We start from the raw sequence: 21,434 nt of genomic DNA on the forward strand, positions 1-21,434 counted from the left end.
GGGCGGGGCGGGGCGGGGCGGGGCGCGGTCGGGGCTGGCGGGGCTGGAAACGGGGACGTCCCCACAGGGTGGCTTCGCGCCACCCGGCAGGGACGTCCTCGCTGCAGGTCGCCGACGTCAGGCGGCGGCCTTGGTCTCCCAGAAGATCGTGGAGATCTCGTCGATCAGGTCGAGCAGCTGCTGGCCCTGCGCCGGGTCCACCGAGCCCTTGGCGCCGGCGGCGCCGGCGGCCTTGGTGGCCTTCCAGAACAGGTCGTGGAGCTGGGGGTACTTCTCCAGGTGGTTCGGCTTGAAGTAGTCGGTCCACAGCACCCAGAGGTGGTGCTTCACCAGTTCCGCGCGCTCCTCCTTGATGACGAGCGCCCGGGCCCGGAACTCGGGGTCGGCGTTGCCCTGGTACTTCTCCTGGATGGCCTTGACCGACTGGGCCTCGACCTTTGCCTGGGCCGGGTCGTAGACGCCGCAGGGCAGGTCGCAGTGGGCACTGACGCTGGTCGCGGGATTGAGCAGGCTCATGCCGCTGTCCTCTCTGTACGCCTTGGGACTTCAGTCGCCCCAGGGCGACCGTGCCCGCGCCGGGTGGCCGGCCCTGGGTGGTGCGATCGCGGACCGGTGAGCCGTGAGTGAGCAGCTCGCGGACCGGTTTCCCGCCTTCTGGCAACCTACCCCTGTGAGCCCGAACATTTCTCCGCGGGCGGTCGGCGTGCGTGGCGAGTCGATGCGCCCCACCCTGCGCGACGGCGATGCCTGTCTGGTCCTGTGGGGCGCACCGCCCCGGCCGGGGGATGTGGTGGTCGCGCGGCTGCCGGGCCGAGGCCTCGGCATCAAACGGGCGGAGTTCACCGACCCGGACGGATCCTGGTGGCTGCGGTCGGACAATGTGGGAGTCGGCACCGACAGCGCCGCGTTCGGCATGGTTCCCGCCGGGGACATCCTGGGCCGGGTGGTGGCACGCTACTGGCCGCGCCCCCGGGTGTTGCGCCGCAGCCGCCCGCCGCGGGCGTAGCGGGCCCTGAGGCCGCTGCCGTGGCACCGGGCCCCGGTGCCACGGCAGCGGCCTCAGGAACGAATGGCGCCGCTGCCCAGGGGGCGCAGCGAGTCGTAGAAGGCCCTGCAGTCGGCGTAGCTGGGCAGGATGCCGGCGGCGGCGGCCTGGTGCAGGCTCGGCGCCGCGATGTCCTTGTCGGACAGCAGCGGGGTCAGGCCGGGCGGCCAGGGCAGGTCGAGATCCGGGTCGAGCGGGTTGATGCCGTACTCCCGTGCCGGCGTGTAGGGCGTCGAGCACAGGTAGGTGATGGCGGCGCCGTCGGTCAGCGCCATGAACGCATGCCCGAGGCCCTCCGACAGGTACAGGCCCCGCCGGTCGACATCGTCCAGGACGACGGCCGCGTGCGCGCCGAACGTCGGCGAGCCGATCCGGATGTCCACGACGCAGTCCAGGATCCGCCCGCTGACGCAGGTGACGTACTTGGCCTGGCTGGGCGGCACCTGGGCGTAGTGGACCCCACGCAGTGTTCCCGCGCGGCTGACACTCGCGTTCGCCTGGGCAAGTTCGAGACGATGCCCGGTCACCGATTCCAGCGCGTCGGTACGGAACCATTCGAGGAATGTTCCGCGTGGATCGGCGTGCTTGCGCGGGGTGAACAACCAGGCATCGGATATCGGCAGCTCGGTGACCTCCACGACAACACACGCTACTAGGTTTAGGCGGCCGATTCCCCGACAGGTCCGCCCGGGAACCCGCGCTCAGGGTGAACATGGTGACACCGGTTGCTGTCGTATCATCGGCCTCCGGCGACGGTCATCCGTATCCGTATGGTCCTGGTGGACGTGTGGTGACCTGGGTCGCGGCTTCCAGGCCGTCGGATCCCGTCCCAGTCGCCGGGTGCACTCCGAAAACCCACGGACGGACAACGTCCGCCTTGGGCGTGAATCGTCTCACGATTCATCTGTGATGGGTGTGTCGCGAAGCCACGATCATTGGCGTGCGGCCGGGAGGAAACCCCGGGGAAACGCGGTGGAATCGGGGTCCGGGAGTGCCCGGGCATTCGGACCGATTCTGGAAACCCGGGCGACACGCCGGCCGCGGGGAGTCCGCGCGGGAACGCCCGCCTACAGGTCCCGCTCCCACGCCGCCTCTTGTCGCGCTGCCTGCGCCGGCGGTTGCGCCTGTCACCGCCTCCACCGCCTCCACCGTGGCCACTGCCCTGCGCGCCCGCTCCCTCACCCGCTCCACCCGGCGCCGAAGCGGGGCCGAGCAGGGCCGAAGCGGGGTCGGGTCGCGGGGTCCTGGAGGGGGAGTCGGYGCGGGAGGCCCGGCCCGGCGGCATGGGGGTCGGGCCGGGGGGCCCGCGGCGGTGCCGGGAGCGGGTGAGGGATCGGGGGTGCCGGACCCGGTGGGGAAGCGCCGGAGAACCGGTCGGACCGAGTCGGATGGCCGACAGCCCACGCCGCACGGGCTCGCCGGGGGCGGTGGACAAACGGCGCCAGGACCCGTCCTGGCCCCTCCCGGAGGCCTCCGGGGCCCGCACATGTCACGGGCTGGCAACATCCACGGGCTCGTCCGGCGTCCGCGAGTTTCATTCGGAAGACATCTGGGGTTTGTCGGTGGTGAATCAGACAGGCAGGCCCGGGGCCCTCGGCGTGCCATATTGGAAGCTGTGGCGGGCCACCCCCGCCGCAGGCACCCTGGCACACCAGCCGCCTCACACGTCCGAGGCGGCGCCGCATGCCCCGCCGCCCCGCGAACGCCCGATCTTCGCCGGGGCCCCGGGAACGTCTTAGCCACGTCCGGTCAGTGACACCGTTCGCCGGACGGTACCGCCGTGGCTTGTCCGAGGAGCCCCTTTCGTGACCGCAACCACCGACCACACGACCCTCGACCCGTCCACCGTGGCCCCGGCCGGAGGGCCCGGCTCGGCAGAGTCCTCGGCGGCCTCGCCGGGATTCGACGGCCCGAGCCCACGCCCGTCCGACGACGACCCCGCCTTCGCGCTCCACCGGGGCGGGAAGATCGGAATCGGTCTGACGGCACCGCTGAACAACCGGGAGGACCTCTCGCTCGCCTACACCCCGGGTGTCGCCCGGGTGTGTGTCGCGATCGCGGAGACACCCGCGCTGGCCGACGAGTACACCTGGCGCGCCAACACGGTGGCCGTGGTGACCGACGGGACGGCGGTGCTCGGCCTCGGTGACATCGGGCCGGCCGCCGCGCTGCCGGTCATGGAAGGCAAAGCCGCGCTGTTCAAGCACTTCGGCGGGGTCGACGCCGTCCCGATCTGCCTCGACTGCACCGACACCGAGGAGATCGTCGACACGATCGCCAGGCTGGCCCCGGGTTTCGGTGGCATCAACCTGGAGGACATCTCGGCGCCGCGGTGCTTCGCGATCGAGAGCATGCTGCAGGACCGCATCGACATCCCCGTGTTCCATGACGACCAGCACGGCACCGCGATCGTCGCGCTCGCCGCGCTGGAGAACGCCGCGCGGCTGACCGGGCGGGAGCTGTCGGACCTGCGGGCCGTGGTGTCGGGAGCCGGCGCCGCCGGAGTCGCCGTCACCCGGATCCTGCTTGCCGCAGGTATCGGCGACATCGCCGTCGGTGACAGCCGGGGCATGATCTACGCGGGCCGGGACGGCCTCACGCCGGTCAAGGCCGCGCTTGCCGCCGAGACGAACAAGGCGGGGCTCAAGGGCTCCATCAACGAGGCCCTCGCCGGGGCGGACGTCTACCTCGGCCTCTCCGCAGGCAAGGTGCCCGAGGACGTGGTGGCCACCATGGCTCCGGAGGCGATCATCTTCGCGATGGCGAACCCGGACCCCGAGATCGACCCGGAGGTCGCGCACAAGTACGCCCGGATCGTGGCGACTGGTCGCAGCGACTACCCGAACCAGATCAACAACGTCCTGGCCTTCCCGGGTGTCTTCCGGGGTGCACTGGACGTGCGCGCCAGCCGGGTCACCGAGGGCATGAAGCTCGCCGCCGCGCGGGCGCTCGCCGACGTGGTCGCCGACGAGCTGTCCGAGGACAACATCATCCCGAGTGTCTTCGACAAGCGGGTCGCCCCCGCTGTCTCGTCGGCGGTGGCCGAGGCGGCCCGCGCCGACGGGGTCGCGCGCCGCTGACGCGCCGCTGACGCACCGGCCGCGCCGCGGCTGCCAGGCCGTGAGGGTTCTGGCAGCCGCGGCGGGCCTCGGGCAGGCCGGGCCGGCAGCCGCGTCAGGCTGCTCGGGACCTTCGGGCCGGCTGGCGGGTCAGACCCGGCCGCAGCCTGGGCACGGCCGGTTCTCGCTGGCCTCGGTGAGCGGGCGCAGGGCGCCGCACCCCTTGTAGGAACAGCACACGAAATCCGCCAACGACACGACGATGACCGGGTAACCGTCGATCGCCGGGACCACCGGCGGTTCCGGCACCAGCACCGGTCGACGCCGAAGCCACCCGAACCGACGACTGCCCTCGCCCCGGCCAACCGCAGCCGGCGTTCCTCCCTGTGTCACCACGGGACTGAGTTCAGCACATCTGCTGGGCGAGCGCGACGGCCGGGCCGACGGGACCAGGCGGGGACACACACATCCCGGCCAGGTCGGTGCCCACCGGGCCGATGCCCCGGGCGGCACCATCCGCGCCCTCAACGGCACTACAGTTGCCTGATGCTTGCCGCCGCCGCTGTCTCGATCAACCCGGACAGCCCGCTTGCCGGCCTTGAGGTCGGCGAGCAGCCCGAGCCGGCTGTCCCCGAAGGCTGGACCACGGTCTCCGTGCGCGCGGCGGCGCTCAACCATCACGACCTGTTCAGTCTGCGCGGTGTCGGACTGCCGGCCGACCGACTGCCGATGATCCTCGGCTGTGACGCCGCCGGGGTGAGCGAGGACGGCACGGAGGTCGTCGTCCACGCGGTGATCGGTGACCCGGCGCGCGGCGGCGGGGACGAGACCCTCGACCCGAGACGGACGCTGCTGTCCGAGCTGCACCCCGGGACGCTTGCCGAGCGGATCGCGGTGCCCCGCGCGAACCTCGTGCCGAAGCCGGCCTCGCTGTCCTGGGAGGAGGCAGCCTGCCTGCCCACCGCCTGGCTGACCGCGTACCGCATGGTCGTCAGCCGCTCGGGCCTGCCCGCGGACGGCGGCGGGACGATGCTCGTCCAGGGAGCCGGTGGCGGGGTGGYCACGGCAGCCCTGCTCATCGGCAAGGCCGTCGGGCACACCGTGTTCGTCACCTCGCGGGACGAGGCGAAGCGTCAGCGCGCCCGTGACCTCGGCGCCGACCTGGCGGTCGGATCGGGAGAGCGGCTGCCGGCCCGGGTCGACGCGGTGATCGAGACCGTCGGTGCCGCCACCTGGTCGCATTCGGTGCGGTCGCTGCGCCCGGGTGGGCGCATCATCTGCTCCGGCGCGACCAGCGGCCCGAACCCGCCGGCCGAGCTGAACCGGATCTTCTTCCTGCAGCTGTCGGTGATCGGCACCACGATGGGCACCCGGGCGGAGCTCGCCGCGCTGGTGGACCTGCTGGACCGCACCGGCACGCGCCCGCTCGTGGACGACGTCCGCCCGCTCGCGGATGCCCGGACCTCGTTCGAACGGCTGGCGGGCGGCGAGGTGTTCGGCAAGCTCGTGCTCACCGTGTGACGGTCACGGCACTCGTGCCGTGACCGCACTAGAGATCGGGGTCGTCGTCCGGCCGGGCCAGCCAGGTGGCGAGCTGTTCGACCGCGTCCTCGTACTGCGGATGCAGGTCGACGAAGGTGCGCAGGGCATCCGCCAGCCAGTCGAACGACACCGACTCCGCACCGCGCCGGCTGGCGAGCTCTTCGATCCCACGGTCGGTGAAGTACATGGCCGAACGGTATCCGGCGCCGCGCCATGAGCGGCAGGGTGCACCCGGCCGGGCTCGGGAACGGGAGCGGGAGCGCTCGGGAGCGGAGCGCTCGGAAACGGGACGAGGCGGTGGGCCTGCCCGCGGTTCGCGGGTCGGCTCACCGCCTCGTCCGTATGCCTGCATGCCTGCCGAGACCAGCCCGTTCCGCCGGGGGCAGCCCGGCGTGGGGTCAGTCGGCGAAGGCGGCTTCGACCAGCGCCGCCTGCTCCCGCTCGTGCACCTTGGACGACCCGGAGGCCGGGGCGGCCGACGCCCGCCGCGAGACCCGCCGCAGCCGCAGCCCGTCGGGCAGCGACTCGGGCAGGTTCAGCGCCATGTGGGGGTAGGCGCCCTGGTTCGCCGGCTCCTCCTGGACCCAGACGATGTCGGTGACGTTCGGGTACCGCTGCAGGAGCGCGGCGAGCTCCGGCCCCGGCGTCGGGTACATCTGCTCGACCCGCAGCAGAGCGAAACGCTGCGAGTCGTTGCGCTTCTCCCGGGCCGCGGCCAGGTCGTAGTAGACCTTGCCGGCGGACAGCAGCACCCGCCGGACGCTGGCCGGGTCGCCGACCGCCGCATCGTCGATGATCGGCTGCCAGGCCCCACCGGTGAGGTCCTCGACGGTGCAGGCCGCCGCCTTGAGTCGCAGCATCGACTTCGGCGTGAAGACGATCAGCGGGCGGCGCACCGGCGACAGCGCCTGCCGGCGCAGCAGGTGGAAGTAGCTGGCCGGGCTGGACGGCGCGGAGACGGTCATGTTGCCGTCCGCGCACAACGACAGGAACCGCTCGGGGCGCGCGGACGAGTGGTCCGGCCCCTGGCCCTCGTAGCCGTGCGGCAGCAGCAGCGTCAGAGACGACCGCTGGCCCCACTTGGCCTCACCGGCCGAGATGAACTCGTCGATGATCGACTGTGCGCCGTTGGCGAAGTCGCCGAACTGCGCCTCCCACAGCACCAGGGTGTCGTCCCGGGACACCGAGTAGCCGTACTCGAAGCCCATCGCCGCGAACTCGGAGAGCAGCGAGTCGTAGGTGTAGAAGGTGCCGACCTTCGAGCCGTCCTCGTTGCGCAGCGTGCGCAGCGGGGTGTGCTCCTCGGCGGTGTAGCGGTCGACGAGCACCGAGTGCCGCTGGCCGAAGGTGCCGCGGCGGCTGTCCTGGCCGGTGAGCCGGACGGAGGTGCCGTTCAGCAGAAGACTGCCGAACGCGATCATCTCGGCGAGCGCCCAGTCGATGGTGCCACTCTCGATCATCTGCGGGCGGCGCTCGATCTGTGGCCGCAGGCGCGGGTGCATGACGAACCCGTCCGGCAGGGTGACCTGGGTGTCGACGATCTTCTTGACCGTCTCCGGTGACACCGCCGTGGTGACCGCCGCCGCGGCCGCCGCCTCCGCCGGGGTGGTGACGATCCGGGGCAGCGGGGTGGGCCGGGGCGTGGTCTCCCGGGTCTCGGTGAAGGCCTTCTCCAGCTCGGCCCGGTAGGTCTTCATCGCCTGCTCGGCCTCGTCGCGGGTGATGTCGCCGCGGCCGATCAGGGCCTCYGTGTAGACCTTGCGCACCGAGCGCTTCGAGGCGATGGTGTCGTACATCAGCGGCTGGGTGAAGGACGGCTCGTCCATCTCGTTGTGGCCCCGCCGGCGGTAGCAGACGAGGTCGATCACCACGTCCTTGTTGAACGCCTGCCGGTAGGCGAACGCCAGCGTCGCGACCCGCACGCACGCCTCCGGGTCGTCCCCGTTGACGTGGAAGATCGGCGCCTGCACCATCCGCGCCACGTCGGTGGCGTAGACCGAGGAGCGGCTCGACGTCGGTGACGTCGTGAAACCGACCTGGTTGTTGATGACGACGTGGACGGTGCCACCGGTGCGGTAACCGCGCAGCTGGGAGAGGTTCAGCGTCTCGGCGACCACGCCCTGGCCGGCGAAGGCCGCGTCGCCGTGGATCAGCACCGGCAGGACGGTGTACCCCGCGAAGCCCTTGTCGAGGACGTCCTGCTTGGCCCGGGCGACACCTTCGAGGACGGCGTCGACCGCCTCGAGGTGGGACGGGTTCGCCACCACCGAGACGGGGACGGTGCGCCCCTCCCGGTCGGTGTAGACGCCGTCGGCGCCCAGGTGGTACTTCACGTCGCCGGAGCCGTGCGCGGTCTGCGGGTCGACGTRGCCCTCGAACTCGTCGAAGATCTGCCGGTACGACTTGCCGACGATGTTCGCGAGCACGTTGAGCCGGCCGCGGTGTGCCATGCCGATGACGACCTCGTCGAGGGTCGCCTCCGCCGCCAGGCCGAGGATCTCGTCGAGCAGCGGGATGGTCGACTCCGCGCCCTCCAGCGAGAAACGGCGCTGACCGACGTACTTGGTCTGCAGGAACGACTCGAAGGCCTCGGCGGCGCCGAGACGCTCCAGCACGTAGAGCTGCTCGGCCGGGTCCGGCCGCTCCGCGGAGCGTTCGACCCGGGCCTGGATCCAGGTGCGCTCCTCGGGCTCCTGGATGTGCATGTACTCGATGCCGACCCGGCGGCAGTACGAGTCGCGCAGTACGCCCAGGACGTCCCGCAGCGACATCGTGCGCTGGCCGGCGAAGCCGCCCACCGGGAACTCGCGGTCGAGGTCCCACAGGGTGAGGCCGTGACCGATGATGTCCAGGTCGGGGTGGCTGCGGATCGCGAACTCGAGCGGGTTCGTGTCGGCCATCAGGTGGCCGCGGACCCGGTAGGCGTGGATCAGCTCGAGCACCCGGGCGCCGTGGTCGAGGTCGCCCTCGTGGTGCGCGGAGATGTCGGGCAGCCAGCGGACCGGGACGTAGGGCACGCGCAGCGACTTGAAGATCTCGTCGTAGAACCCGTCGGCGCCCAGGAGCAGCTGGTGGATGCGCCGCAGGYACTCGCCGGACTGCGCGCCCTGGATGATCCGGTGGTCGTACGTGCTGGTCAGCGTCATGATCTTGGAGATCGCGAGCTTCGTCAGGGTCTGCTCGGAGGCGCCCTGGAACTCGGCCGGATACTCCATGGCACCGACGCCGATGATCGTGCCCTGACCCTCCATGAGGCGCGGGACGGAGTGCACCGTCCCGATACCACCGGGGTTGGTCAGACTGATCGTGACGCCGGCGAAGTCGTCCATGGTCAGCTTGTTCGTCCGTGCCCGGCGGACGAGGTCCTCGTAGGCCAGCCAGAACTGGCTGAAGTCGAGGGTCTCGGCCTTCTTCACCGCGGCGACGACGAGCTGGCGGCCCTTGGGTGTCACCAGGTCGATGGCGAGCCCGAGATTCACGTGCTCGGGCTGGACCAGCGTCGGCTTTCCGTCGACCTCGGCGTAGGAGGCGTTCATCGCCGGGTGGTCGACCAGGGCCTTGACCATGGCGTAGCCGATGACGTGCGTGAAGGAGATCTTCCCGCCGCTGGACCGGGCGAGATGCCGGTTGATGACGATCCGGTTGTCAGCCAGCAGCTTCGCGGGCACTGCGCGGACGGACGTCGCGGTCGGGATGTGCAGCGAGGTCTCCATGTTGGAGACCACGCGGGCGGAGGCGCCGCGCAGCGGCGTCCGTGCGCCGGCCGCGACGGGTGCGGCCGGGCGGGGCGTCGCCGGTGCCGGCGCCTGGGGCTGGGCTGGTGCGGTGGCTGTTGCCGCCCCCGCCGCGGAGGCCGCCGCCGGTGCCGGAGCCGTGGGTGCCGCCGTCGCCGCTGGCGCGGCGGGGGCAGAGGGYGCCGGTGCTGGCGGCGGTGACGCGGAACCGGGGGCGGTGGCTCCACTCGCCTGTGCGTCCCCGGCGGGCGGGTTCACCGGACGGTAGTCCGAGAGGAACTCGCGCCACTCAGGGGAGACGCTCTCCGGGTCTTCGAGGTACTGCTGATAGATCTCGAAGACCAGCCACTCGTTGGGGCCGAAGTCAGGTTCTGACGCGGGTACCGTCGGTGCTGTCACGGGGCCAATCGCCTCTATCCACGGTGTACATCTCAGCCTGTTCGCAGGCCCTTCGCTACCGTCTGCTCAGGTTACCCGCTGTGGACGGACCCCCAGAAGCTGGGCCGCCCGGCGTCGCGTCACATTTGACCTTTTCCGTGCGTATTGCGCATTGATGCACGGAGTCGCGCCCCGGGGTGGCCGCCGCCGGTAATCTTGCCTGTGCCAGCGGCAAAGGCCAGGCCCCGGCCCCGGCCCGCGGTCCGGCACCGGCCGGCCCCGGGAGGGCCACGAGGAGACCCTTCGGGTGGTTCTGTACCGGTCCGCCGCCACGGGCCCGGCGGGCGTCCGAGCCCGTTGTTGCTGTTGCTCTGGGTAACAGCTGACGCAGCTGGCAGGCACGGCCGCCGGTGTGCCGGGGGCGTGGAGCTGCCACACGTCTGGGAAGCCGGGAGGCCGAGTGCCCGATCACGAGGAGTCATCCCCCGGGCGGGTCCGCCTCGGGGTCGACGTCGGCGGCACCTTCACCGACCTGGTCGCCGTCGACCGGGACGGGACGCTGCGGTTCGCCAAGGTGCCCTCGGTGCCGGCCGACCCGTCCAGCGGCGTGCTGGCCGCCGTTGCCGCCGCCGCACTGGCCGGGCCCCAGGTCGGCGCGTTCGCCCACGGGACGACCGTCGCCACGAACGCGCTGCTGGAGCGGGCCGGCGCGCGCACGGCGCTGGTCACCACCCGCGGCTTTCGCGACGTGATCGAGATCGGCCGGCAGAACCGGCCGTCGCTCTACGACCTGACCAGGGACCGGCCGCCGAGCCTGGTCCCGCGCGAGCTGCGCTTCACCGTCGCCGAGCGGTGCGGCCCGCACGGAGTGATCGAACCCCTGCGCGCGGCCGAGGTCGGGCGGGTGGTGGAGGAGGTCGCGGCCGTCCCCGGCCTGGAGGCGGTCGCGGTCTGCCTGCTGTTCTCGTTCGCCCATCCCGGGCACGAGCGCATCCTCGCGGACGCGCTGCGCCGCCGGCTGCCGGCGGTCACGGTGGTCGCCTCCAGCGAGATCCTGCCGGTCTTCCGCGAGTACGAGCGGTTCACCACGGCCGCCGCCGACGCCTACCTGACCCCGCGTCTCTCCTCCTATCTGCGGCAGCTGGAGCGGCGGTGCGCGGGCCACGGCCTCACCGTTCCGGCGATCATGCAGTCGTCCGGCGGGGTGGCCGAGCTGTCCGAGGCCGCCGGCCATGCCGCCCGGTGCGTGCTGTCCGGACCGGCCGGTGGAGTGGTCGGAGCGGCCTACGTCGCCGGTCTGTCCGGCGTGCGTGATCTGCTGACCTTCGACATGGGCGGGACCTCCACCGACGTGGCGCCCGTCCTCGGCGGCCAGGCGCTGACCACCTCCGAGTCGGTGCTCGCCGGCGTCCCGGTGATGCTGCCGGCGGTGGACGTCCACTCGGTGAGTGCGGGCGGCGGGTCCATCGCCTGGGTCGACGGCGGCGGGGCCCTGCGGGTCGGCCCACGCTCGGCGGGCGCCGACCCGGGCCCGGCCTGCTACGGCCGGGGCGGAACCCGGCCGACCGTCACGGACGCCGACCTCTACCTGGGCTACCTGGCCGACGGCGCCGGGCTCGGCGGCGAGGTCATCCTCTCCCGGGCGGCGGCCGAGGCGGCGCTGCGCGATCTGGGCGAGCCGCTCGGCCTCACCCCGGAACAGACCGCGGCCGGCGTCGTCGCCGTCGCCGATGCCGAGATGACCCGTGCCCTGCGCGTGGTCTCCGTCGAGCGCGGCATCGACCCGCGGGAGCTGGTCCTGGTCGCCTTCGGAGGCGCAGGCGGGACGCATGCCTGCGCGCTCGCGGACGAGCTCGGCATCACCCGGGTCCTGGTGCCGCTGGCCGCGGGGGTCCTGTCGGCCCTGGGGCTGGCGATCGGGGACGTCCGGCGCGACCACGCCCGCCCGCTGCTCGGGCGTCTTGGTTCGGTCGACCTGGCAGGCGCGTTCGCGGGACTCGTCGCGGGCACCGAGCTGCCCCGGTCGGGACCTGAGGCTGCGCCCGGGCCTGCGGGGCAGGTCACCCTGCAGCGCCGGGTGGACTGCCGGTATGTGGGCCAGTCCCACGAGCTGACGATCGACGTCGACGAGGTGGCGGCCGGGGCCGAGCCCACCCCCGAGGTCGAGTCGACGTCCGCGGACGGGACCGGTGCTGGTGCCGGTGCCGGTGGCGGCCGCGTCGCGGAGGCAGTCCGCGCCGCCTTCGAGGCGGAGCATCTGCGTCGCTACGGGCACATCGCGGCGGAGCGCGAGATCGAGACGGTCGCGGTGCGGCTGGTGGTGACCGTGCGTGGCCCGCGTCCCGCCCCGGTCGCGCCGCCCGCCGACCCGTCGGCGCGCCGTGGCCACCGGCGGGCCTGGACCGAGGGCGAGTGGCACCGGATCGACGTGATCCCGCGGGCCGCGCTGGGGGCGGGCGAGGTGGTGGCCGGCCCGGCCGTGGTGGAGTTCGCCGAGTCGACCTGCCTGGTCCGCCGCGGCTGGACGGGCATGGTCGACGAGGTCGGCACCCTCGTCCTCACCCACGGAGGTACGGCCTGACCAGCCCGGTCGCCCCGGGACGACGGATCCGCCCGGACTTCCGTCGGGAGTTCGCGGACGGGAACAGCAACGGCCGGTGCGGCGTTAGACTGGGCAGTGCCGGTCCGTATCATGGCCCCCGGACCCATAATTGAGTCGCTACGTGCGACGTCGCGCCGCGAGGCGACCTGGCGGGCCGGCACCTTCTTCACGTACCCCGTCCTCCTTCGGGAGGGCGGGGTACGTTGCTTTCCGCGCCCCGGCGGCGGCCGGACCCACGGCGGTGTGGTCAGGGTTCGGCCTGCGCCCTGCTCGTGACGCACCGGGCGCCACGCACCGTGGGGCGAGCCGGGTGGCAACGCAGGTTTCCCGCCGTCGGCGAGGAGAGGCTGGTGCCATGGTGGCGACGCCGACGGGGGCTCCCGCCCCGGGGGTGCGGGTCCGCCTGTTCGGCGAGTTCGAGATGGGCGTGGCCGGGGCGCCCACGATGGAGCTCGAGTCGGCACGGGCCGCGTCACTGCTGGCGTTCCTTCTGCTCCACCGAGAGGCGCCGCAGAGCCGTCAACGGATCGCATTCCTGCTGTGGCCCGACTCGACCGAGGCCCAGGCGCGGACCAACCTGCGCCACGTCCTCCACAAGGTGCGCCGGGCATTCGGCGACCTCGACCACTATGTAGAGGTCACCCCCCGCACCCTCAGATGGCGGCCGGGCGCCCCGCTGTGGCTGGACGTCGCCGCCTTCGAGGACGCGCTGAGCCGAGCCGCCGCGACGGTTGTGGATGCGACGACAGGTGACGTGGTCACAGCCGACGGGGCGACGGCCGCGTTGCGGGAGGCCACCGAGTTGTACCGGGCGGACCTGCTCGAGGGGAACTACGACGACTGGCTGGAGGTCGAACGGCAGCGGCTGCGCAGCCGGTTCCTCGAGGCGTCCCGCCAACTGGCGAACCGGCTGGAAGCGCAAGGCGACCCGGCCGCGGCCGCCGCCGCCGCCGCCGAGCTCCTGGTACGCCACGACCCACTCTACGAGCCGGCCTACCAGATCCTGATGCGGCACCACGAGGCGTCCGGCGATCGCGCGAGAGCGCTGCGTGCCTACCATGCCTGCGCGGCCGTGCTGGAGGCTGAGCTGGGCACCAGGCCTTCGGTGTCCATCCGACGGCAGTTCGAGGCACTGCTGGCAGCCGACCGCGGGCCCCGCTCAGCAGCGTTGGCCGCGTCGCCCGGGCTGGTCGGCCGCAACCGGGAACGCTCGGCACTCACAGCCGCCTGGCAGGCGGCGGTGGGAGGCGAAGCCCGGCTCGTCCTCGTGACCGGCGAACCCGGGATCGGGAAGACCAGGCTGGTCGCCGAGTTCCGCGCCTGGTGCGCTCATCGCGGCGCGCTGACCGCCGAAGCCGCGGCCTACGCGGCCGAGGGAGCGCTGGCCTACGGTCTGATCGTCTCGTGGCTGCGTTCCGACACCCTCGGCCGCCGGTTGCGCCGGGCCGCACCTGACCAGCTCACCGAGCTGGCCCGGCTGCTGCCGGAGCTGCTGACCGAGCTGCCGGGGCTGCCCCGTCCGCAGGCGCTGGCAGAGGACGAGCTGCGGCAACGCCTGTTCGACACCGTGGCCAGGACGGTCCTGGCGGCCGGTGCCCCGGTGCTGCTGGTCGCCGACGACGTCCACTGGTCCGACCAGGAGTCGCTGCGGTTCCTCCACTACCTGCTCCGGCCCGGGACCGAGGCGCGGTTGTTGGTCGCGGCGACCGTGCGGCCGGAGGAGCTCACCGACCGCCATCCGCTCACCGGACTGGTCGGCGCGCTGCGGGCTGCCGGGCTGGTCGTCGAACTGGACCTCGACCGCCTGGATGCCGGGCAGACCGCGGCGCTGGCCCGGCAGCTCACGAGTACCGCGCTGGACGACGCCACCTGCCAGCGGCTGTTCGACGAGACCGAGGGCAACCCGTTGTTCGTCGTCGAAGCGCTGCGGGCGGGGTGGGACCGGCCCGGGGCGGCCGGGCTGAGCCGGAAGGTGCAGGCTGTGATCGAGTCCCGGCTGGCGCAGCTGTCGCCGGCCGCCGCCGAGCTGGTAGGCGTCGCCGCGACGATCGGCCGGGACTTCACCGCCGACGTGCTGGCCGAGGCTGCCGGCACCGACGCTGACGCCCTCGTCAGCGGTCTTGACGAACTGTGGCAGCGGCGGATCGTGCGGGAGCACGAAGCGGACGGCTACGACTTCACACACGACAAGCTTCGCGCGGTCGCCTACGAGGCGTTGCAGCCGGCGCGGCGCAGGCACTACCACCGGCAGGTGGCCCGGGCGATCGAGCGCCGGTCGTCCGGGCACGCCGGCACGGTGGACGCCCGGCTGGCGCTGCACCTCGAGCGGGCCGGAGACGTCGACGGCGCACTGGTCTGGTACGGCCGGGCGGCGTCGGCTGCCGGACAGCTCTATGCGCACGTCGAGGCGCTGCGGCTGCTGGACCGGGCACTCGACCTGGTGCCGTCACTGCCGTGGTCGACCGAGCGGGACGTCCGTGAGCTGGCGCTGCTGGACGCGATCGCGGCCCACCTCGCGGGAGTGGAGAGTTTCGCCTCGCCGCGGCTCCCGGCCGTGCACGAGCGGGCACTGGAGCTGGCGGCGACACTGGGGGCCGACCTGCCGTCGCCGCTGTTGTGTTCGCTCGCGGTGGCCAGCCTCGCCCGGGGCGAGTTCGCCACCGCCCGGCGGCTCGGAGCCGAACTGCTGGGCCGGGGCTCGTCGGGAGCGGGCGCGGCGGAGCTGGACGACACCCTGGACGACATCGTGGTCGTCGAGGCCGAGTACGTGCTCGGGATCGTCGAGTTCTGGCAGGGGAACTTCGAGGCGGCGCGCCTGCGGTTCGAGGCCGCGCTCGCCCGGTATCGACCGGCCGACCAGAAGGTCTACCTGGTCAGGTACTGGCTGGACCCGAAGGTGGTCTGCCTGAGCCGGCTGGCCAGCTGCTGGGACGTGCTCGGTCAGCCGGCGGCCGCGGCGCGGGCCCGGCAGGCCGCGCTGCTCTGGGCCGAGGAGGTCGGCCATCCGGCCACCGCGGCCTCGGCGCGGGTGTTCGCCGCCGTCGGGTGCCTGGAACTCGGCGACGTCGAGGGCCTTCGTCACCACACGACGGCGCTTGTGGCCGCCCACGGCCCGCACGACGCGCCCTCCGCCGCGGGGATCACGGCGCAGGCGCTCCAGGGATACGTCAACGTGCTCGACGGCGAGGCCAGCGGCGGTCTGGCGGCGATCCGCCGGCTGCTCGACCAGCTGAGCAGCGTCGCGCCGGCGCCGGGAGCGCGGGCCGTCGTCCTGCGGGTCCTCCTCGCCGCGGCGGTGGCGGCGCAGGACGCCGGCACCGGGCTCGCTGCGGCCGACCGGCTCGTCGCCGCCGAGGACGGTGTCGCCACCTGGGAGGCCGAGGCCCGCCGGTGGCGCGCGGAGTTCCTCGGCCGGCGCGGCGAGCCCGCCGGGGTGGTAGTGGCCGAGCTCCAGCGGGCGAGGGAGGTGGCGCGGCGCCAGGGTGCTCAGCTGTTCGAGCAACGGGCGACCGCGGCGCTGCGCCTGGCGATGACGCCGCCAGCCGCGGCGGCAGCGGCTCCCGCGTCCGCAGCCTCATCCGGAGCCGCCTCCGACGACTGATCTCGCGCGGAACGCACCGGGCTGGTGTGGAACGGCAGCGGGAACGGTCGGGGAACGCCCCGCCGGCGATGGTGGGTCCCAAGGCCGCCACCACTCGGCGGCGGACAGCGACATGGGAGCTGACATGCCCCTGACCTTCCTGGAACCACCCCGATCGGTGGAGATCGCCCCCCTGCGCAGCCGTTTCCGGGGCGCTCTGCTACGCCCCGGCGAGGAAGGCTACGACGAGGCGCGTCGGGTCTGGAACGGCGCGATCGACCGCCGGCCGGCCCTCGTCGCCCGGTGCGCAGGCGCCGACGACGTCGTCGAGGCCRTCCGGTTCGCCCGCGAGCACGAGCTGCCCGTGACGGTGCGCGGCGGCGGCCACGCGGTCGCCGGGCATGCGGTGACCGACGGCGGACTGATGATCGACCTGTCGATGCTGAAGGCCATCCGCGTCGATCCGGCGGCCAGGACCGCACGGGCGGCGGGCGGACTGCTGTGGGGCGAGTTCGACGCCGCGACCCAGCAGTACGGGCTCGCCACGACCGGCGGCCTGGTCAGCCACACCGGGATCGGCGGCCTGACGCTGGGTGGCGGTCTCGGGCACCTCATGCGCAAGCACGGGCTGACGGTGGACAACCTCCTCGCCGTCGACCTGGTCACGGCCGACGGTCAGCGGCTGCTCGTCGACGGCGAGCACTCCCCGGACCTTTTCTGGGCGCTGCGCGGCGGCGGTGGCAACTTCGGGATCGCCACAGCGCTCACCTACCGGCTCCACCCGGTCGGGCCGATGGTGCTCGGCGGCCCGGTGTTCTGGCCCGTCGAGCAGGCCGACGGGGTCCTGCGTTTCCTCCGGGACTTCGCCCCGACCGCGCCGGACAGCCTCGGCATCACGTTCTCGATGATGCTCGCGCCGCCGCTGCCGTTCCTGCCGCCGGACCGGGTCGGGACCCCCGTCCTCGGACTGGTGCTGGTGTGGACCGGTAACCCCACGGAGGGCGCGGCCGTCATGGCGCCGCTGCGCCGGCTCGGCACGCCGATCGCCGACGTCGTCAGCATGGTGCCTTACCAGTTCCTCCAGTCGATGCACGACGCGGGCGCCCCGCACGGTCGGCACTACTACTGGAAGTCGCACCGGTTGCCGACGCTGTCGGACGCGACCATCGGGGAGTTCCGCAGGCTCCTCGGTTCGTCGAGGTCGCGGTACTCCCAGATCAACGGATGGGCCATCGGCGGCGCGGCGAGCCGCGTCGCCCCCGAAGCCACGGCGGTGGGGCCGCGCGACGTCGGGTTCGACGTCAGCCTGATCGCGGCCTGGCAGCCCGGCGATCCCGATGGCGAGAGCCATCAGGCGTGGGTCCGGGGCGGCTGGGAGGCRCTGCGACCGCAGAGCGCCGGGGTGTACGCGAACTTCATCTCCGACGAGGGGGATGCCGGTGTCCGGGCCGCCTACGGCACCCGGCTGGCCGGACTGATCGCGGTCAAGGACCGGTACGACCCGACGAACGTCTTCCGATTCAACGCGAACATCGCGCCGAGCGGCAGCCACGGTGAGTACGGAGCAGAGGCGGTCCGATGACAAAGATCCTGGTCACCGGCGCGACCGGGACCGTCGGCTCGTACCTCGTCCGGGCGCTGCGGGACCGGTCGGTGCCGGTCAGGGCCTACGTCCGGGACGCCGGACGGGGCATCGAGCGGCTCGGTGACGACGTCGAACTGGTCGTCGGGGACTTCGGCGACCAGCGGGCGCTGCGGCGGGCGATGCACGGCGTCGACGGGGTGTTCCTGGCCTCACCGAACGGCCCTCGACAGGCGGAGTACGAATGCGCGGTCATCGACGCCGCGGGTGCGGCCTGGGTGCAGCGCATCGTCAAACTGTCGGCGCTGGGCGCCGAGATCGGCTCGCCGCTGACGTTCTTCGACGTGCACGGCCGGGTCGAGCAGCACCTGTGGGCATCCGGCGTGCCAGCCGCCGTACTTCGGCCGGCGTTCTACCTGTCGAACCTGTTCGCCACGGCGGAGTCGGTCCGCACGGCCGGCCGCGTGTTCGGCTCGCTCGGGGACGCCCGGATCGCGATGGTCGACCCGCGGGACGTGGCGGCGGTCGCCGCCGCTGCTCTGCTCGCCGCACCTGGCACGCCGGGCGTCGCGGGTGACGCCGGGTACATCCGGCAGGTCCACACCCTGACCGGGCCGCTGGCCGTCACGTTCACCGAGGTCGCCGAGGTGTTGGCGACCGTGCTCGGGCGTGAGGTCATCTTCGTCGACGTGCCGGACGCCGCGGCGCGAGCCGCGCTGCTCGACGCCGGCGCCCCGGTGTGGCTCGCGGACTCGTTCGTGACCCTGTTCGCAATGCTGCGCGCGGGGATTCATTCCACCCCCACCGATGGCGTCGCCGGGCTGACGGGCCGGCCGCCCCGCCCCGTGGCCGAGTTCGTTCGTGATCACCTGGCCGTGTTCGGCGGCTAGCGGTCGGCTAACCCTGGGCGTGGCCTGCGGGCCCACCGTCCTGACCCGGGTCCTCCTGACCCGAGCTGGCCCGGCTGGTGTCATTCGCCTCGGCGACCTGGGCGAAATGGTCCCAGCCGGCACTGTCCCGGTGGCCGCGTCCGTCGACGAGGACGACTCCACGCTCCGTGCCGAGGTCGGAGTGGTCGGCGTGGCCGGCGCGGGGGAGGACCTGGCCGATCACCGCGCAGCCGGCGGGCAGCTCGGTGCCGGGGGGCACGCAGGCGACCAGCGCGTGGTCGTCCCCGCCGGTCAGCACCCACACCAGCGGGTCGGCGCCCAGCGCCGCGGCCGCGGCGCGCAGCGGCCCGGGTACCGGCAGCAGGCCGCTGTCCAGGTCGATGCGAACGGCCGAGGCAGCGGCGATGTGGCCGAGATCGGCGAGCAGGCCGTCGGAGACGTCGCACATCGCGCGCGCGCCGGCGGACGCCAGCAGCGGCCCGGCGGCGTAGGGAGGGCGTGGCCGTYGGTGCGCATCCACCAGCTCGGCATGGCCGGGGACGTCCAGCTGGGGCGGTGGCCCGGCCGGGCCGTACTTCCGCAGCAGCGCGAGGCCCCCCTCGGCCCAGCCGATCCGGCCCGCGAGGACCACCAGATCCCCCGGACGGGCGGTGTCACGGCGGACTGGTGCCCGCCCGGCCAGGTCACCGAGAGCGGTGATGCCGAGCAGGACGCTGTCCGCGGAGCTGACGTCGCCGCCGGCGACCGACGCGCCGGCGAGGTCGCACTCGTCCCGCAGCCCGTCGGCGAGCCGCTCGGCCCAGGCCACGGGAAGGGACGGGGGCGCTCCGAGGCCGATGACCAGCGCGGTCGGTCGGGCGCCCATCGCGGCGATGTCGGCGAGGTTCTGCGCCGCGGCCTTCCTGCCGACCTCATAGGGAGAGGACCAGTCACGGCGGAAGTGCCGGCCCTCGATGAGCAGGTCCGTGGTGACGACGACCCGGCCGTCGGCGGCGGCGACGACCGCGGCGTCGTCACCCGGGCCCAGCAGGACGTCCGGGCCGGTCGGCAGGCGGCGGGTGATGGCCCGGATGAGGCCGAACTCGCCGAGATCCGCGACTGTCGGTGCCGCGGTGCCGTCCGGAGCGGCGGCGGGGCGGGCTGCCACGTCGGGATGGTTCGGTGTGTCGGGGTGGTTCGGTGCGGCGGCGTGGCCTGGTGACGCAGCGCTGTCGGCTGCGGCGGAGTCGCCGGTCGACGCGGAACCGTCCGCGTCCGGTTCAGAAGTGCACATCAATGGTCACGCTAGTCGGCCGGCGGGCACCGGGGCCCGAATCCGGGAACCGGGACAGGGTCGGGAGCAGGGTTTACCGAGGAAATGACGTCGACTGCAACATCGAGGACATCTCGCCGTCATGTGCCGCTGCGACTCTGACGCGCGTGCAACGCCCATATCGCCGTCATCGGCGACCGGCCGCCGGCCCGGTCGCGCGGGCCACCCGGTCGCCCGCTGTAACCGCCACCGGGCGGTCATCCAGCCCGGGACGCCCGGCGGCGACTCCGCTGTTCAGCGCCCGCGCAGGTCGCCGGCCCGGCCCGGCCATGCGTCGGCGCGGGTAGAGCGCGAGTGGCCCTGCAGCCAGGACGAGGAAAGATCGAGGGTCGGCACTATCTGCCCTCGACCCCGGAGACGGTCAGCTGGGGTGGTCTCCCGACCGCGCGCACGCGGCCGGTACTGAGCGTTGACTCTGGCACTTCCGTCACTATCGACACGGTAAGCCAAGAAGGCATTCTCGAAGATCAGGGCCGTGACCCGGACGCCTTTCTCGGTGGATTCGGAGTCGTGTCGTCGGAAGTACTCGAGGATGCCCGCGCCATCGCCGCGTCCGGCATTCCGCATCGTTACGGCATAGACGGATCGCACGTCGTGACCGGCCCGGTGTCCGTGCGCGGCGCCGAGCCCGGCGACGTGCTGCGGGTCGACATTCTCTCCCTGCACCCGCGGGCCCGGTACGGGATGATCTCGACCCGGCACGGCTCCGGCCTGCTCGCGGGCGAGTTCCCCGAGACCGCGGCCCCCGCCCCCGACGCCGACGCCCGGCGCTGGCAGGGCTTCCGGACGGTCACCACGTTCTGCGCGGTCGAGCGCCGCCGGGGCCGGCTGTTCGCGGCCCTGCCGGGCGGCGGCCATGGCCGGGTCCGGTTCCCGCTCAACCCGTGCCTGGGCATCATGGCGGTGGCTGCGGACGTCGCCGACGGCACCGTCACCTCCCTGTCGGCAGGTGTCTACGGCGGTGCTCTGGACTGCGGCGACCTCGGGCCCGGGACGCATCTCTACCTGCCCGTCCAGGTGCCGGGTGCGCTGTTCGCGGTCGGCGATCCCCACTATTCCCTGCGGGACGGGATGATCGGTGCGACCGCGCTGGAGGGGCCGCTGCGCGCCACCCTGCGGCTGATCACCCTGCGGGACGCCGCCGCCACCGGCGCGCTCGGCGCGCTGCGCGAACCGTTCATCGAGACCGACGAGCTGTGGATCACCGCCGGTTTCGACCCGGACCCGCGAGAGGCGACACGCCGGGCGGCCCGGGCGGCGGTGACGTTCCTGCAGACGAAGGTCGGTCTGGACCGGGCGGACGCGGTGGCCTACCTGGCGGCCGCGGCGGACTTCGGTGCCGGTCGGCTGGCGGCCGGCTACGGCTCCGCGTTCTGCCGGATCCGCCGCGCGGACTTCACCGAGCCGGCCCCCGTCAAGGCACGACTCCCGCGGGCCGGCTTCGCCCGCATTGTCGGCAGCTCCGATGCCGAGCCCGACCGCGACCAGGCCCCGCCGGCCGGCGACCCGGCCGAACCCACCGGCTCGGCGCGGCTGCCGGAACAGGGCAGGCCCCCGGACCAGGAGCCGGCCGCCGCCGCGCAGCAGAGCCGTGCGGAGGAGACACCGGGCCGCGGCGGGGTCGCTCCGGACCAGCCGCCGGCCGCGGGCTCCGCCGGCCCTGCCGACCCTGCCGGCAGTCGCCCGTCCGGTGGTGCGCCGCCCCGCTGA

Annotated in this window: 14 protein-coding genes; 8 read left to right on the plus strand and 6 right to left on the minus strand. The window is 73.2% G+C overall.

The genetic code is table 11. The features are described 5' to 3' along the window. Positions 1-117: 117 nt before the first annotated feature. Complete coding sequence (gene sodN, locus CC117_RS28020; protein ID WP_071089368.1) at positions 118-516, minus strand: superoxide dismutase, Ni; 399 nt, start codon at positions 514-516, stop codon at positions 118-120. Between the two features lie 103 nt (positions 517-619). Between sodN and CC117_RS28025 the strand changes: the two genes are divergently transcribed. Beyond that, a complete protein-coding gene (locus tag CC117_RS28025) occupies positions 620-1,006 on the plus strand; it encodes a S24/S26 family peptidase (RefSeq protein WP_241830485.1) in 387 nt (128 codons plus the stop codon). Positions 1,007-1,059: 53 nt separating this feature from the next. Here the strand turns inward: CC117_RS28025 and CC117_RS28030 are convergent, their stop codons facing one another. Beyond that, positions 1,060-1,683, minus strand: coding sequence for a dTDP-4-dehydrorhamnose 3,5-epimerase family protein (locus CC117_RS28030; protein WP_071089372.1), 624 nt, complete (start codon positions 1,681-1,683; stop codon positions 1,060-1,062). Between the two features lie 1,167 nt (positions 1,684-2,850). On the opposite strand from CC117_RS28030, the gene CC117_RS28035 reads away from it, so the two are divergent. Further along, positions 2,851-4,125, plus strand: coding sequence for an NAD(P)-dependent malic enzyme (locus CC117_RS28035; RefSeq protein WP_071089373.1), 1,275 nt, complete (start codon positions 2,851-2,853; stop codon positions 4,123-4,125). Positions 4,126-4,254: 129 nt separating this feature from the next. Here CC117_RS28035 and CC117_RS38275 read toward each other — a convergent pair whose 3' ends face one another. Beyond that, positions 4,255-4,398: a hypothetical protein gene (locus CC117_RS38275; RefSeq protein ID WP_198542013.1), complete on the minus strand. Its 144-nt coding sequence runs from the start codon at positions 4,396-4,398 to the stop codon at positions 4,255-4,257. Between the two features lie 252 nt (positions 4,399-4,650). Between CC117_RS38275 and CC117_RS28045 the strand changes: the two genes are divergently transcribed. Then, positions 4,651-5,625, plus strand: coding sequence for a zinc-binding dehydrogenase (locus CC117_RS28045; RefSeq protein ID WP_071089379.1), 975 nt, complete (start codon positions 4,651-4,653; stop codon positions 5,623-5,625). Positions 5,626-5,653: 28 nt separating this feature from the next. Here the strand turns inward: CC117_RS28045 and CC117_RS28050 are convergent, their stop codons facing one another. Together CC117_RS28050 and CC117_RS28055 are read right to left on the minus strand one after the other, a co-directional pair. Continuing rightward, positions 5,654-5,833 carry a DUF6104 family protein gene (locus tag CC117_RS28050; RefSeq protein WP_071089382.1) on the minus strand — a complete coding sequence of 60 codons (180 nt, stop codon included), beginning with the start codon at positions 5,831-5,833 and terminating at the stop codon, positions 5,654-5,656. A gap of 211 nt (positions 5,834-6,044) precedes the next feature. Next, positions 6,045-9,779 carry a multifunctional oxoglutarate decarboxylase/oxoglutarate dehydrogenase thiamine pyrophosphate-binding subunit/dihydrolipoyllysine-residue succinyltransferase subunit gene (locus CC117_RS28055; RefSeq protein ID WP_071089385.1) on the minus strand — a complete coding sequence of 1,245 codons (3,735 nt, stop codon included), beginning with the start codon at positions 9,777-9,779 and terminating at the stop codon, positions 6,045-6,047. Between the two features lie 439 nt (positions 9,780-10,218). On the opposite strand from CC117_RS28055, the gene CC117_RS28060 reads away from it, so the two are divergent. The 4 genes from CC117_RS28060 (at position 10,219) to CC117_RS28075 (ending at position 18,412) form a co-directional block, all read left to right on the plus strand. Next, on the plus strand, positions 10,219-12,339 hold the full coding sequence (locus CC117_RS28060) for a hydantoinase/oxoprolinase family protein (RefSeq protein WP_071089388.1): 2,121 nt from the start codon (positions 10,219-10,221) through the stop codon (positions 12,337-12,339). A 376-nt stretch (positions 12,340-12,715) separates the two neighbouring features. Beyond that, complete coding sequence (locus tag CC117_RS28065; RefSeq protein WP_071089392.1) at positions 12,716-15,961, plus strand: AAA family ATPase; 3,246 nt, start codon at positions 12,716-12,718, stop codon at positions 15,959-15,961. 124 nt (positions 15,962-16,085) lie between these two features. Next, positions 16,086-17,522, plus strand: coding sequence for an FAD-binding oxidoreductase (locus tag CC117_RS28070; protein ID WP_071089606.1), 1,437 nt, complete (start codon positions 16,086-16,088; stop codon positions 17,520-17,522). Then, positions 17,519-18,412 carry an NmrA family NAD(P)-binding protein gene (locus CC117_RS28075; RefSeq protein ID WP_071089395.1) on the plus strand — a complete coding sequence of 298 codons (894 nt, stop codon included), beginning with the start codon at positions 17,519-17,521 and terminating at the stop codon, positions 18,410-18,412. Before CC117_RS28070 ends, CC117_RS28075 begins: the two co-directional genes overlap by 4 nt. A gap of 7 nt (positions 18,413-18,419) precedes the next feature. On the opposite strand, the gene CC117_RS28080 is transcribed toward CC117_RS28075, so the two are convergent. Continuing rightward, positions 18,420-19,685: a thiamine-phosphate kinase gene (locus CC117_RS28080; protein WP_157905466.1), complete on the minus strand. Its 1,266-nt coding sequence runs from the start codon at positions 19,683-19,685 to the stop codon at positions 18,420-18,422. 549 nt (positions 19,686-20,234) lie between these two features. Here CC117_RS28080 and CC117_RS28085 point away from each other — a divergent pair. Further along, entirely contained in the window at positions 20,235-21,434 is a 1,200-nt protein-coding gene (locus CC117_RS28085) for an acetamidase/formamidase family protein (protein WP_407673596.1), read from the plus strand.

Source organism: Parafrankia colletiae (assembly GCF_001854655.1).
Classification (GTDB): Bacteria; Actinomycetota; Actinomycetes; order Frankiales; family Frankiaceae; genus Parafrankia; species Parafrankia colletiae.

What these genes read in the sequence shown, in the direction of transcription:
- CC117_RS28050 (WP_071089382.1), bottom strand. Translation starts at nt 5,833, where the DNA reads ATGTACTTCACCGACCGTGGGATCGAAGAGCTCGCCAGCCGGCGCGGT.
- CC117_RS28075 (WP_071089395.1), top strand. Translation starts at nt 17,519, where the DNA reads ATGACAAAGATCCTGGTCACCGGCGCGACCGGGACCGTCGGCTCGTAC.
- CC117_RS28065 (WP_071089392.1), top strand. Translation starts at nt 12,716, where the DNA reads ATGGTGGCGACGCCGACGGGGGCTCCCGCCCCGGGGGTGCGGGTCCGC.
- sodN (WP_071089368.1), bottom strand. Translation starts at nt 516, where the DNA reads ATGAGCCTGCTCAATCCCGCGACCAGCGTCAGTGCCCACTGCGACCTG.